Consider the following 13,760-nt stretch of genomic DNA (forward strand, 5'->3'; position numbering starts at 1 on the left):
CAACGAACCTGATGGAATATTTAAAGACATGAGCGACCTACAACTCGACCCGCAAGCCCTGCAACAGGAAGAAAACTCCCTGATCGCCCTGCGCAAGGAAAAGCTTGCTGCCGAGCGCGCCAAGGGCAATGCCTTCCCCAACGACTTCCGCCGCGACAACTACTGCAATGACTTGCAGAAACAGTACGCGGACAAGACCAAGGAAGAGCTGGCAGAGGCTGCGATCCCGGTCAAGGTTGCCGGTCGCATCATGCTCAACCGTGGCTCGTTCATGGTGATTCAGGACATGACCGGGCGGATTCAGGTTTACGTCAACCGTAAAACCCTGTCCGAAGACACCCTGGCCGCGGTGAAAACCTGGGACATGGGCGACATCATTGCCGCCGAAGGCACCCTGGCGCGTTCCGGCAAGGGTGACCTGTACGTCGAAATGACCAGCGTGCGCCTGCTGACCAAATCCCTGCGCCCGCTGCCGGACAAGCACCACGGCCTGACCGACACCGAGCAGCGCTACCGTCAGCGTTACGTTGACCTGATCGTCAACGAAGAGGTGCGCCAGACCTTCCGCGTTCGCTCGCAAGTCATCGCGCACATCCGCAGCTTCCTGATGAAGCGTGACTTCCTGGAAGTGGAAACGCCGATGCTGCAAACCATTCCGGGCGGCGCGGCGGCCAAGCCGTTCGAGACTCACCACAACGCGCTGGACATGGAAATGTTCCTGCGTATCGCGCCTGAGCTGTACCTCAAGCGCTTGGTGGTCGGCGGTTTCGAGAAAGTCTTCGAGATCAACCGAAACTTCCGTAACGAAGGCGTTTCGACGCGTCACAACCCTGAATTCACCATGTTGGAGTTCTACCAGGCTTACGCCGACTACGAAGACAACATGGACCTGACCGAAGAACTGTTCCGCGAACTGGCTCAACTGGTTCTGGGCAGCACCGACGTGCCTTATGGCGACAAAGTGTTCCACTTCGGCGAACCGTTCGTGCGTCTGTCGGTGTTCGACTCGATCCTCAAGTACAACCCTGAGCTGACCGCTGACGACCTGACTGACATCGACAAGGCCCGCACCATCGCCAAGAAGGCCGGCGCCAAGGTGCTGGGCTTTGAAGGTCTGGGCAAATTGCAGGTGATGATTTTCGAAGAACTGGTCGAGCACAAGCTGGAGCAGCCGCACTTCATCACCCAGTACCCGTTCGAAGTGTCGCCGCTGGCCCGTCGTAACGACGAGAACCCGAACGTCACCGACCGTTTCGAACTGTTCATTGGTGGTCGTGAAATCGCCAACGCCTACTCCGAGTTGAACGACGCGGAAGACCAGGCCGAACGTTTCATGGCGCAGGTGGCCGACAAGGACGCCGGCGACGACGAAGCCATGCATTACGACGCCGACTTCGTTCGCGCGCTGGAGTACGGCATGCCGCCAACGGCCGGTGAAGGGATCGGCATCGACCGTCTGGTGATGTTGCTGACCAACTCACCGTCCATCCGCGACGTGATCCTGTTCCCGCACATGCGGCCACAAGCGTAAGTGTTTCAATTAAAAAGCCGCCTAAAACAGGCGGCTTTTTATTGCCTGTCTGGTACAAACGTATCAATTGGTTACTTTTGACGTTTAGAGAGGAATACCTGTCGTGAATCGTGCAATGGCTCAAGAAGGTGCAGCGGGTATCGCCACTGCGGTCGCTGAAAGTGTTCAGTACCAGGGTCGCAAGGCCAGCCGCCAGGGCAGTGAACAGCGTCGACAGGACATTCTTGACGCGGCGATGCGTATTGTTGTGCGCGATGGCGTGCGGGCCGTGCGACACCGTGCAGTGGCCGCTGAAGCGGGTGTGCCGCTGTCGGCCACGACGTACTATTTCAAGGACATCGATGACCTGCTCACCGATACCTTCGCCCAATACGTGGAACGCAGCGCGGCGTTCATGGCCCGGTTGTGGGCCAGCAACGAAGGCCTGTTGCGCGAGATGGTTGTCAGCGGCGATGGCACCCCCGAGTCCCGCTCACAGTTGGCGGACGATATCGCCAGGCTGATGGCTGACTATGTGCATCGGCAATTGATCAATCGCCGCGAGCACTTGATGGCCGAACAAGCCTTCCGCCAGGAAGCCTTGCTCAACCCGCGTCTGGCCTTGTTGGTGCGCTCCCATCAGCAAATTCTTCTGCAGGGCACCTGCCAGCTTTTCGAAGTATTGGGTTCCCGTGAGCCACAACAGGATGCCAAAGTGTTGACTGCGATTATCGGACGGATGGAATATCAGGGCCTGCTCAACGACGCCGAGCCTGTGGCCGAAGAGGAAATGCTCGGCATCCTCAACCGCTACATGCATTTGGTGTTGGCGTCGGTGTAACCCGGTCCTCCGATCATTCCCACGCTCTGCGTGGGAATTACCGACGTGACGCAGAACCGGATGCGTTCCCACGCAGAGCGTGGGAACGATCAATGCGCAAAAGTCGTCGTGTATCGATAGGGAGTGTTGAATGAAAGCCTGGCGCGTCGTTGTGATCGCCTTGTCGATCCTGCTGCTCAGTGGCTGTCTGGTGACCTTCAAGGAGCCGCTGCCCGCCAGCGAGCCCGCGCCCAAAGGGCTGCTTGGCAAATGGACCAGCACCAATGCCTGGGGGGAGCCGATGAACCTGGAACTGACACGCATCGGTGACAATCGCTATCAGGCGGTCAGCTACTTCAAGGCCAAACCCCACGAGCGTGAAGCCTATCCCTTCACCGTGTCGCGCCATGGCAATCGCTGGTATCTGTCGGCTAAGGTGCCGGCGCAGTTCGGCGGGAACTTCACCATCACCGGTTTCGAGCTCAACGATAAGCACGAACTGGTGGTCTACAACCTCGACCTTGAACAGATCAAACAGGCCATGGGGCAAGAAGCCCTCAGTGGCGAAGGTTTTCAGACTGCCGATGGCGACGGGGTGTTGATCAATAACAGCCTGGATCAGGTGTTTGCCTACCTCGATGATCCGGCCAATTCCGATGTTTTCGTCGAAGCGGTGCGCTACCAGCGCCTGGCAAAAACCAAATAAACCCAGCACGTAACGGTTTTACTACAGGAGTTTCGGGTGGACGAATACCAGCAGACGATACGCATTTTGTCCGATCGCATAGTGCTGGCGCAGACGCCGATTCGCGTTCTGGATGCGGTCAAGTGGGACGACAGCATTCGCAAGGGGTTCCTTAAGGGCAAGGGCAAGGAAATGCCGGCCGTGGACCGCGACTACTACCTCAATCGACCGCTGGCATTTGACTCCAGCAAAGTGAAGCTGGAATTCCAGAACATCGAGCGTGACATCACCCGCCAGCTCGGCCAGTTCAACCCGGTCGGTCAGATCATGCGTCGTATGTGCAAGGAATACCGCATGGTGATCCGCATGCTCGAAGCGCGTGGCACCGAGGATTTCGGGTTGATTTCCCAAGAGTTGTACGGCGCGGCGTCCGATGCGTTCCACGCCGGTGATCCGACCTTGGCTGACCTGGGGCTGATGCTCTCCGATTACCTGAACAACATCGCCGGCCGTGGCGACCTCAAGGACGAACCGAAAGTCCTCACCGCCAAGGAAGCTGTCGACCTGCTGCAACATCGGTTGAACAAGGTGTTTGGCGAAAACGAGGAAACCATTCGGGTGTTTGAATCCGATGGTATCGTCGCCGATGCGGCGGCCGGCGCCGACTACATCAAGATCCGCACCGACGCGATGTTCAACAACCGCGACGTGCGTGCGCTGGAAGTCCATGAAGGGCTGGTGCATGTAGGCACCACGCTCAACGGCCTGAATCAGCCGATCTGCACCTTCCTGTCCAAGGGCCCACCGTCGTCGACCGTGACCCAGGAAGGCCTGGCGATCCTGATGGAAATCATCACCTTCGCCTCCTACCCGAGCCGCCTGCGCAAACTGACCAATCGTACCCGTGCCATTCATATGGTGGAGGAGGGCGCGGACTTCTTGCAGATCTACGAATTCTTCTGTGAGCAAGGCTTCGAAATGGCCGAAAGCTACGGCAACGCCAGTCGGGTTTTCCGCGGCTCGGTGCCGACTGGTCTGCCATTTACCAAAGACTTGTCCTACCTCAAGGGCTTTATCATGGTTTACAACTACATTCAGTTGGCCGTGCGTAAAGGCAAGCTGGAGCAGATACCGCTATTGTTTTGCGGCAAGACCACGCTGGAAGACATGCGGACCTTGCGCCAATTGGTGGACGAAGGCCTGGTGGTGCCACCCAAGTACCTGCCCGACCAATTCCGCGACATGAACGCGCTGTCGGCCTGGATGTGCTTCTCCAACTTCCTCAACCACCTGAGCCTGGACCGGATCGAAGCGGATTACTCCAACATCTTGTGAGCAACGAATCCCCCTGTGGGAGCGGGCTTGCCCGCGATAACGGTGGATCAGCCAACATCAATGTTGAATGCAAAGCCGTCATCGCGGGCGAGCCCGCTCCCACAGGTAGATCATTGTCCACAGGGTCGTATTTCAACCCTTCTTTGCGAGGCTTCACCGGATGAGAATCCTCGGCATCTTCTTCCTGCTTCTGACCCTCGGCGGTTGTGACTCTCTGCTGTTCTACCCCGAGCCCGGCCAGCCGTTCACCCCGGAAAAAGCCAAACTCGAATTCCGCGACGTCACCCTGATCACCGCAGACGGCCTCAAGCTGCATGGCTGGTGGCTGCCGGCGAAAAAAGGTGTCGAGGTCAAAGGCACGGTGCTGCATTTGCACGGCAACGGCGGCAACCTGGCGTGGCATTTGGGTGGGAGCTGGTGGTTGCCGGAGCAGGGCTATCAAGTGTTGCTGGTGGACTATCGCGGGTACGGTTGGTCCGAAGGTAAACCGGCGTTGCCGGCGATCTATCAGGACATCGATGCCGCGTTCAAATGGCTCGACCAGGCCCCGGAGGTCAAGGGCAAGCCGCTGATCCTTCTCGGTCAGAGCCTTGGCGGTTCGATGGCCGTGCATTTCCTGGCCCAGCATCCCGAGCGCCAGCGGCAACTCAAGGCCTTTGTGCTCGATGGTGTGCCTGCCAGCTACCGCGATGTCGGGCGTTTCGCCCTGAGCACGTCATGGATGACCTGGCCGTTCCAGGTGCCGTTGTCCTGGTTGGTGCCGGACGGCGACAGCGCGATCCATTCCATGAAGCAGCTCAACGGCGTACCGAAACTGATCTATCACAGTATCGATGATCAACTGGTGCCCCTTTCCAACGGCATCCGACTGTATCAAGCTGCGCCGCCGCCGCGCGTGCTGCAACTGACCCGGGGCGGTCATGTGCAAACCTTTGCCGACCCGGTCTGGCAAAAGGTCATGCTGCGCTACCTCGAAGACCCCCAGCATTTCAACGGTCTGCGCCGCCTGGGTGAAGTCCCGAATTACCCGACACCCCCGAATTCTGAAGATGAACCACCAGAGAGTCCGCAATGAGTGAAGAACGTAACGCCATCCCGCTGATCATCACCGGTATTTGCAGCATCCTCGGCACCGTGGGTGCCCTGTGGTGGTACGGCTACCTGCACTTCGCCAAACCCGAAGATGCGCTATTGCTCAGCGACTTCACCATGCTCAAGACCGTGCCGGGCGAAGACTACAAGGTCTCCCTGGAGCCGGCCCCGCAAGTGGCCCAGTGCATTGATGGCGTGTTGGTGTTGTTCGACACCGACCAGAAAGGTCTGACTGGCGTGCTGATCAACAGCAAGAAAAAAGCCGTGCGCTGCATGGGCCAGGAAACTCCGCAAAAACTCGAGCAGTAACCAATCCTGCGTTCACCGAAGACCCAATGTGGGAGCGTCAATAAAAAAGCCCCGCCTGATCGATTCAGACGGGGCTTTCAAGTATCAGCGTGGTCAGTTTACTTGGCGCTAATCGCCGAACGCGGAATGACCGGCTGGTTGTCATTGGAAATGGTCACTTCCACCCGACGGTTCATCGCACGGCCCGAAACGCTGGAGTTCTCCGCAACCGGGTATTCCTTGCCGTAACCTTGGGCCACGATGCGCGCAGGATCTACACCCATCTTGATCAGGGCCACTTGCACCGAGGTCGCGCGACGCTCGGACAGCGACTGGTTGTACGGCGCCGAGCCGGTGCTGTCGGTATAGCCTTCGACAATCACTTTACGGTCCGGGTTTTCCTGAAGGAACTGCGCCAGTTTGTTGATATTCACCAAACCATTGGACTTCAGTTCCGCCTTGTTGGTGGCGAACAGCACATCACCAAACGTCACCAAGGTGCCGCGATCGGTCTGTTTGGCGTTCAGGCTGTCTTGCAGCTGCTTGATCTGCTGGTCGCGGGCATCCAGACGAGCCTGCGCCCGTTGTGCCGCGGCATTTTTCAGATTGTTTTCAGCGGTGCGCAGAGCGATGGTCTGCTTGGCCACTTCAACACGCTGATTGGTCAGGTAAGCCAGTTGGTCGACCTTGGCCTGGTCTTCCCGGTCCAGGTAAGCCTTTTCGGCCCTGTCCAGGTATTCGCTGGCGTCTTTGGTTTCCAACGCCGCAACTTTGCTCGCTTGCGGGTTGGCTTGCAGGCCGGTGTAGTTGGTACGGGCTTGCTCCAGGTTCGCGTTGGGCGGTGTGGAGCAGGCAGCCAGTGCAACACTTGCGGCCAGGAGGGCGGGGATCATCAATTGTTTGCGCATAATGGTTCGTCCTTTCTATCGATAAGAGTTTCAGGTCTGGAAATCGGGATGCGCGCTTACTGCACGGTGCGCTGACTTTCCTGACGCAGTTCCTGAACACCTTTCTGGGAGTCCTTCACAGTTTGTTCGGCTTTCATCGCCTGGGCCTTGCGCTCGGCGACACGGGCGTCCCACTCGGCTTGCTCGGCCAGCATTCTGGCTTCGTCATATTTCTTGTCGTGCAGGGCGATTTCGGCTTGTTTGAGCTTGTCCTGAGCGGCCTTCATTTCCACGGCGGCGAATTCGGTACCGCCAGCGCTGACAGCGCTGTTCACGGCGGATTGGGTCACCGCGTATTGCTCGCTCGGCGGGTTACCGGCGCAACCGGCCAGAACGAAGCTGCTGCCGATGGCCAGGGCCGCCAGTTTGAGACCGCGCAGGTGGGTGAACGAGAATGGGGCAGTGCTGGTCTTCATGGTCTTCAACTCCATTGGATAACTCCTGAAAAACATCTGAATCCATCCTGGGCAAGGAGCCGCAACCTACAATTTCCAGAGTGCTTTTTGAAACGGCCGTCCCAGGCGTGGTTACTGGGTTGACCCGAAGTGTTTTTCAAAAGTTCAGAGAAGATGGCCCATCGCCCGAAAAAACTTTGACCGAGGGGACAAGGCTCTAACTCGGGAACTTTCGGGTTGTGCAGGGGTATTCCCAGGCTTTGAGGGACTTGGTAATACGCCGTTTTGAAGGATGGAGGCAATTAAACTGTGGGAGCGAGCCTGCTCGCGAATGCGTCAGTAAATCCGCATTGAGGGTGGCTGATCCAGCGCTTTCGCGAGCAGGCTCGCTCCCACAGGTTCTAGTGTTTTTGCTTGTCAATCGGTCGATAAATCATGCAAATGACGCCGAGACAAAGCGAGAAAACGCGGGGTCGGACCGACGTCTTCGTACAGCGGATCACCTTCTTCGTCGGTGGCCACCACCGTTGACCCTTTCACATACGGAAAACTCGCTTCGAGTTCTTCCAGGGCGGCGCCGATCAATTCACCGAGTAGTTCTTCAGGTTGCCGTTTGGGGTACATCTCGATAATCGCCGCCAGCCGTGCGGCGGCTTCCACGTCCAGACGAATCGTGTAGCCGGTGTCGGTCAGGCGACCCTTGGCGTTTTCTTCCCAATGCTGGGCGAGCTCGCGGATTTTCATAATGACCTCATTGCGCACCTGCTCGTGGCAGGCCGGGTGAGTGTCCGCCGGTATCGGCGGCAAGCCGTTGTACGGCTTATTGTTGAGACTAGTTGCAACGCCCTGTGTTTGAAGTCCCTTCGTCGTCTGCTTGTAAGAACCGCTTTACGACGGCACTCTCATATATCAAAGCATAGCCGCCCGGATTTTCGCTGGAGAACTGCTGATGACCGATATTGATGCACGCTTGCGCGAGGACGTTCACCTGTTGGGTGAGCTGTTGGGCAACACCATTCGTGAACAGTACGGGGACGACTTTCTCGACAAGATCGAGCAGATCCGCAAGGGCGCCAAGGCTGATCGTCGCGGTTCGATGGACGCCGAGCTGAGCGCCAGCCTCAACCAGTTGAGCGAAGACGAGCTGCTGCCGGTGGCGCGGGCATTCAACCAGTTCCTCAACCTGGCCAATATCGCCGAGCAGTATCAGCTGATTCATCGCCGCGAAGAGTCGCAGCCCGAGCCGTTCGAGGCCCGGGTGTTGCCGGAACTGCTCGCTCGACTGCTGACTGCGGGCCATGATGCCGAGTCCCTGGCGAGGCAATTGGGGCGGCTGGAAATCGAGCTGGTATTGACCGCGCACCCCACCGAAGTGGCGCGTCGCACGCTGATTCAGAAGTACGACGCGATCGCCGCGCAACTGGCTGCTCAGGACCATCGTGACCTGACCACCGCCGAACGCGAGCAGATCAAGACGAAGTTGCAGCGCCTGATCGCCGAAGCCTGGCACACCGAAGAAATCCGCCGCACCCGACCGACACCGGTGGACGAAGCCAAGTGGGGCTTCGCGGTGATCGAACATTCACTGTGGCAGGCGATTCCCAATTATTTGCGCAAGGCCGATCAGGCCTTGCATGCCGCCACCGGCCTGCACCTGCCACTGGAGGCCGCGCCGATTCGCTTTGCCTCATGGATGGGCGGCGACCGCGACGGCAACCCCAACGTCACCGCTGCCGTGACCCGTGAAGTGCTGCTGCTGGCGCGCTGGATGGCCGCCGATTTGTACCTGCGCGATGTTGATCACCTCGCCGCCGAGTTGTCGATGCAGCAGGCCAGTGACGAGTTGAAAGCCAAGGCCGGCGACAGCGCCGAGCCTTACCGCGCAGTGCTCAAACAATTGCGTGAACGCCTGCGCGCAACCCGTAATTGGGCCCACGCATCCCTGACGGCAACCACACCAGCGTCAGCCGATGTGCTGCAAAACAATCGTGACCTGCTGGACCCGCTGGAGCTGTGCTACCACTCGCTGCATGAATGCGGAATGGGCGTCATCGCCGATGGCCCGTTGCTCGATTGCCTGCGCCGCGCGGTGACGTTCGGGCTGTTTCTGGTGCGCCTCGACGTGCGCCAGGACTCGTCTCGCCACACGGCGGCCATGACCGAAATCACCGATTACCTCGGCCTGGGCCGTTATGAGGACTGGAGCGAAGAGGAGCGTATCGCCTTCCTGATGCGTGAACTGAACAATCGACGGCCATTGCTGCCGGCGTACTTCAAGCCGTCTGCCGACACCGCCGAAGTGCTGGCGACGTGCCGGGAAATCGCCGCCGCGCCGGGGGCTTCCCTCGGCTCCTATGTGATTTCCATGGCCGGCGCCGCTTCCGACGTGCTGGCTGTGCAATTGCTGCTCAAGGAATCCGGCGTATTGCGGCCGATGCGCGTGGTGCCGCTGTTCGAAACCCTCGCCGACCTCGATAACGCCGGCCCGGTGATCGAAAAACTCTTGCTGCTGCCGGGCTATCGCTCGCGTCTGCAAGGGCCGCAGGAAGTGATGATCGGCTATTCCGACTCGGCCAAGGACGCCGGCACCACGGCGGCAGCCTGGGCGCAGTATCGGGCGCAGGAGCGTTTGGTCGACATCTGCCGTGAGCAACAAGTGGAACTGCTGTTGTTCCACGGTCGCGGTGGCACCGTGGGCCGTGGTGGTGGTCCGGCGCACGCGGCGATTCTGTCGCAGCCGCCGGGGTCGGTGGCGGGGCGTTTCCGCACCACCGAGCAGGGGGAAATGATTCGTTTCAAATTCGGCCTGCCGGACATCGCCGAGCAAAACCTCAATCTGTACCTGGCAGCGGTGCTGGAGGCGACCTTGCTCCCGCCGCCACCCCCTGAGCCTGCCTGGCGTCATTTGATGGACGAATTGGCCGCCGACGGCGTCAAGGCATACCGCGCCGTGGTGCGGGAGAATCCGCAGTTCGTCGAGTATTTCCGCCAGTCGACCCCGGAGCAGGAGTTGGGGCGTTTGCCTTTGGGCAGCCGCCCGGCCAAGCGCCGCGCGGGTGGCATCGAAAGCCTGCGCGCCATTCCATGGATCTTCGGCTGGACCCAGACGCGCCTGATGTTGCCGGCCTGGCTCGGCTGGGAAGCGGCATTGAGCAAGGCGCTGGAGCGCGGCGAGGGTGAGTTGCTGGGGCAGATGCGCGAGCAGTGGCCGTTCTTCCGTACCCGCATCGATATGCTGGAAATGGTGCTGGCCAAGGCCGACGCCGATATCGCCCAGTCTTACGATGAGCGCCTGGTCGAGCCGGATCTGCTCCCTTTGGGTGCGCATTTACGCGACCTATTGTCGCAGGCCTGTGCGGTGGTCCTGGGGTTGACCGGTCAGTCGCAGCTACTGGCACATAGCCCAGCTACCCTTGAATTCATCCGTCTGCGCAACACTTACCTCGACCCGCTGCATCTATTGCAAGCCGAACTGTTGGCACGTTCGCGGCAACAGGATGTGGCCCAAGGCAGCCCGGTAGAACAGGCGTTACTGGTGTCTGTGGCGGGGATTGCCGCCGGTTTGCGAAATACCGGCTAAGGTTTTTGTCGTGGGGGACAGGCACCCGGCGCGAGCGTCGAGTGCCTGCTGGCGAGCGGTCGAAAAGGTCTGTCACGCGACAGTTAATGATGGGGTTGCGACTTGGATCACCCCTTCGCAGGGTCTCATCAGGCGCGGGTTTCTCCGACTTTCGGCGGCTTGTGTGGGCCGGGCCTGCTGTGTATCTTGATCAGCCTTTGGCCGTTTGGGCGGTCACGACCCTATTTTTGAGATTGGCCCCACGAGGCGAATCCTTTGTTATTTAAATAAAAAATTGAGGAGCACATCGATGCGCGTCATTCTGCTGGGAGCTCCCGGGGCCGGTAAAGGTACTCAGGCTAAGTTCATCACCGAGAAATTCGGCATTCCGCAAATCTCTACCGGCGACATGCTGCGTGCTGCTGTAAAGGCCGGTACCGAGCTGGGTGTTAAAGCCAAAGGCATCATGGATGCCGGTGGTCTGGTCTCCGACGATTTGATTATCGCCTTGGTCAAGGACCGTATCGCGCAGCCTGACTGTGCCAACGGTTTCCTGTTCGACGGTTTCCCGCGCACCATTCCGCAAGCTGAAGCGCTGGTAGAAGCTGGCGTGGAACTGGACAACGTGGTCGAAATCGCCGTCGATGACGAAGAAATCGTTCAGCGTATCGCCGGTCGTCGCGTTCACGAGGCCAGCGGCCGCGTGTACCACACCGTCTACAACCCGCCAAAAATCGCCGGCAAAGACGACATCACCGGTGAAGAGCTGGTGCAGCGCAAGGACGACACCGAAGAAACCGTGCGTCATCGCCTGTCGGTCTACCACTCCCAGACCAAACCGCTGGTGGAGTTCTACCAGGGTCTGGCCTCAGCGCAGGGCAAGCCGAAATACAGCCATATTCCGGGTGTTGGCTCGGTTGAAGTGATCACTGGCAAGGTGCTTGAAGCACTGAGCTGAAAAGTCTGATCGGCTTCATCTTCTACGGCCCGCTTGCGGGCCGTAGTTGTTTATACTGGCGCACTTTTTCTGACCTCTCTTACGGAAACATCGATGAGCACCTTGCTGGCCCTGGACACCGCGACTGAAGCTTGCTCCGTTGCCTTGCTGCATGACGGCAAAGTTACGAGTCATTACGAGGTGATCCCGCGCCTGCATGCGCAGAAGCTGCTGCCGATGATCCAGCAACTGCTGGCCGACGCCGGGACCACGCTGCAAGCGGTCGATGCCATTGCGTTCGGCCGTGGGCCGGGTGCGTTCACCGGTGTGCGAATCGCCATCGGCGTGGTGCAAGGTCTGGCGTTTGCGCTGGATCGTCCGGTGTTGCCGGTTTCCAATCTCGCCGTACTCGCCCAGCGGGCTTATCGCGAACATGGCGTCAGCCAGGTCGCGGCGGCCATCGATGCGCGCATGGATGAGGTGTATTGGGGTTGCTACCGCGAAACGGCGGGGGAGATGCGGTTGGTGGGCAACGAAGCGGTATTGCCACCGGAAGCCGCCGCATTGCCGGCCGATGCCAGCGGCGAGTGGTTCGGCGCTGGCACCGGTTGGGGGTATGCCGAACGCATTGCGGTCAACCTGAGCGGGCAGGACGCAGGTATGCTGCCCCACGCCGAAGACCTGCTGACCCTGGCACGCTTTGCCTGGGAACGCGGTGAAGCGATCGTGGCCGATGAGGCGCAGCCGGTGTATCTGCGCGATAAAGTCGCGACCCCCAAAGCGCGTTAAATTTCCCGGACCGAGCGGGTCCAATCGCGCAAGCCCGCTCCCACAGGGTTAGCGGAGATCCTGTGAGGGCAGGCTTGCCCGCGATGGCAGTCTGACAGCCAGCGCAAATCGTCATTTTCTCTCCTGCGCTTTTAAACCTTTTGTCTTTTATGTGTTCTAGTTATCACTCGGCAGTTTGCGAAGTGGGCTATGCGCCACTAAACTGCCATCACTGATACCGGACATGTACTCATGCGTATAGACGGCGTTTCCTCCCAGTCCTACCCCATCAAGCGCAAGCCCCGCAAAGGCCCTGTGGTGGAGGATGACTCCGTCGATATCGACGGCGAGCTGGAATTCCCAACCGAAGAGCAATTGGCCGCCCGCGCCGCCAAAGCCTCCGCGCAACGCCTGAGCAATCTCCCCGCTCGACAACAAGACATGATTTATCACCGCGCCATGAGCAAAAGCGTGGCGATGGCACTGGCCAGTTACCTGAGCACCGCCACTTTTGTCGATTGGGATGCGGATGTACTGGGTCTCGACCTGTACATCTGATGCTGCCTTATTACCTCGGCTGCCCGTCCTGGAGCGAAAACGCCTGGCGCGAATACTTGTATCCACAAGACGCCAGGCCCGCCGAGTTTCTTAATCTTTATTCTCAAGTGTTCAACGCCGTAGAAGGCAATACGACCTTCTACGCGAGCCCCTCTGCCGCCACCGTGCAGCGTTGGGTCGAAACCATGCCTGAACACTTTCGCTTCACCGCCAAGTTCCCCGGCGACATCAGCCACAGCGGCGACCTGCGCGAGCAACTGACCGCTGCCGAAACCTTCCTGCAATTGCTCAGCCCTCTGGGTGAACGGGTTTCTCCCCTCTGGCTGCAATTGTCCAAAAGCTTCACCCCTCAACGCTTGTCCGAGCTGGCCGGTTTTATCGATGCGGTGGACCGGCCCTTGGCGGTCGAAGTGCGGCACGATGAGTTCTTCGCCAAGGGCGACGCCGAGCGGATGCTCAATCGTTTGCTGCTGGACCGCGGTGTCGAGCGTATCTGCCTCGATCCGCGAGCGCTGTTCAGCTGCATCTCGACCGATCCTTCAGTGCTCCACGCCCAATCGAAAAAGCCCAGGGTGCCGCCTCGTCCTGCTGCGTTTACTCAATTCCCACAGGTGCGCTTCATCGGCCATCCTGTGCTTGAAGCCAACGATCCGTTCCTGGTGCCGTGGGTCGAGAAAATCGCTGTCTGGATCGAAGAGGGCCGCACGCCCTATATCTTCCTGCACACCGCCGATAACCTGCTGGCAGCGAAACTGGCACAACGTTTCCACGTACAACTGATGCTGCGTTTGCCTGGCTTGCCGCCGCTGCCTGAGCTATACAGAGAACCCGCCGCCGAGCAACTTGGCTTGCTCTGAAGCGGGTTT

General features: G+C 59.3%; 14 protein-coding genes. 11 read left to right on the plus strand and 3 right to left on the minus strand.

Going from position 1 to position 13,760, the window contains the following annotated elements; genetic code table 11:
• Positions 1-28: 28 nt before the first annotated feature.
• The 6 genes from lysS to PSH97_RS05130 all read left to right on the plus strand — a co-directional run bounded on the left by lysS (position 29) and on the right by PSH97_RS05130 (position 5,751).
• Positions 29-1,531 (plus strand): lysine--tRNA ligase, encoded by a 1,503-nt coding sequence (lysS, locus tag PSH97_RS05105; RefSeq protein WP_305448356.1) that lies wholly within the window; start codon positions 29-31, stop codon positions 1,529-1,531.
• A 103-nt stretch (positions 1,532-1,634) separates the two neighbouring features.
• Complete coding sequence (locus PSH97_RS05110) at positions 1,635-2,351, plus strand: TetR/AcrR family transcriptional regulator (RefSeq protein WP_008070397.1); 717 nt, start codon at positions 1,635-1,637, stop codon at positions 2,349-2,351.
• A gap of 130 nt (positions 2,352-2,481) precedes the next feature.
• Positions 2,482-3,036 (plus strand): hypothetical protein, encoded by a 555-nt coding sequence (locus PSH97_RS05115; protein ID WP_305448357.1) that lies wholly within the window; start codon positions 2,482-2,484, stop codon positions 3,034-3,036.
• Between the two features lie 36 nt (positions 3,037-3,072).
• Complete coding sequence (locus tag PSH97_RS05120) at positions 3,073-4,350, plus strand: flavohemoglobin expression-modulating QEGLA motif protein (protein ID WP_305448358.1); 1,278 nt, start codon at positions 3,073-3,075, stop codon at positions 4,348-4,350.
• Positions 4,351-4,510: 160 nt separating this feature from the next.
• Positions 4,511-5,425, plus strand: a complete 915-nt coding sequence (locus PSH97_RS05125) for an alpha/beta hydrolase (protein WP_305448359.1) — start codon at positions 4,511-4,513, stop codon at positions 5,423-5,425.
• Entirely contained in the window at positions 5,422-5,751 is a 330-nt protein-coding gene (locus PSH97_RS05130; RefSeq protein ID WP_008014068.1) for a hypothetical protein, read from the plus strand. The genes PSH97_RS05125 and PSH97_RS05130 overlap by 4 nt, the downstream gene beginning before the upstream one ends.
• 98 nt (positions 5,752-5,849) lie before the next feature.
• On the opposite strand, the gene PSH97_RS05135 is transcribed toward PSH97_RS05130, so the two are convergent.
• From PSH97_RS05135 to PSH97_RS05145, 3 genes are all read right to left on the minus strand, one after another.
• Positions 5,850-6,638, minus strand: coding sequence for an OmpA family protein (locus PSH97_RS05135; RefSeq protein ID WP_305448360.1), 789 nt, complete (start codon positions 6,636-6,638; stop codon positions 5,850-5,852).
• A gap of 56 nt (positions 6,639-6,694) precedes the next feature.
• On the minus strand, positions 6,695-7,108 hold the full coding sequence (locus PSH97_RS05140) for a DUF4398 domain-containing protein (RefSeq protein WP_305448361.1): 414 nt from the start codon (positions 7,106-7,108) through the stop codon (positions 6,695-6,697).
• A gap of 381 nt (positions 7,109-7,489) precedes the next feature.
• A complete protein-coding gene (locus PSH97_RS05145) occupies positions 7,490-7,816 on the minus strand; it encodes a pilin assembly protein (RefSeq protein ID WP_305448362.1) in 327 nt (108 codons plus the stop codon).
• A 205-nt stretch (positions 7,817-8,021) separates the two neighbouring features.
• On the opposite strand from PSH97_RS05145, the gene ppc reads away from it, so the two are divergent.
• The 5 genes from ppc to PSH97_RS05170 all read left to right on the plus strand — a co-directional run bounded on the left by ppc (position 8,022) and on the right by PSH97_RS05170 (position 13,751).
• Entirely contained in the window at positions 8,022-10,652 is a 2,631-nt protein-coding gene (ppc, locus tag PSH97_RS05150) for a phosphoenolpyruvate carboxylase (RefSeq protein ID WP_305448363.1), read from the plus strand.
• Positions 10,653-10,941: 289 nt separating this feature from the next.
• Positions 10,942-11,589, plus strand: coding sequence for an adenylate kinase (gene adk, locus PSH97_RS05155; protein ID WP_007906266.1), 648 nt, complete (start codon positions 10,942-10,944; stop codon positions 11,587-11,589).
• Between the two features lie 93 nt (positions 11,590-11,682).
• Positions 11,683-12,357 (plus strand): tRNA (adenosine(37)-N6)-threonylcarbamoyltransferase complex dimerization subunit type 1 TsaB, encoded by a 675-nt coding sequence (gene tsaB, locus PSH97_RS05160; protein WP_095054185.1) that lies wholly within the window; start codon positions 11,683-11,685, stop codon positions 12,355-12,357.
• A gap of 231 nt (positions 12,358-12,588) precedes the next feature.
• Positions 12,589-12,894, plus strand: coding sequence for a hypothetical protein (locus PSH97_RS05165; protein WP_305448364.1), 306 nt, complete (start codon positions 12,589-12,591; stop codon positions 12,892-12,894).
• On the plus strand, positions 12,891-13,751 hold the full coding sequence (locus PSH97_RS05170) for a DUF72 domain-containing protein (protein ID WP_305449749.1): 861 nt from the start codon (positions 12,891-12,893) through the stop codon (positions 13,749-13,751). Before PSH97_RS05165 ends, PSH97_RS05170 begins: the two co-directional genes overlap by 4 nt.
• The last annotated feature ends 9 nt before the right edge of the window (positions 13,752-13,760 follow it).

The organism is Pseudomonas cucumis (assembly GCF_030687935.1).
GTDB classification, from domain to species: Bacteria; Pseudomonadota; Gammaproteobacteria; order Pseudomonadales; family Pseudomonadaceae; genus Aquipseudomonas; species Aquipseudomonas cucumis.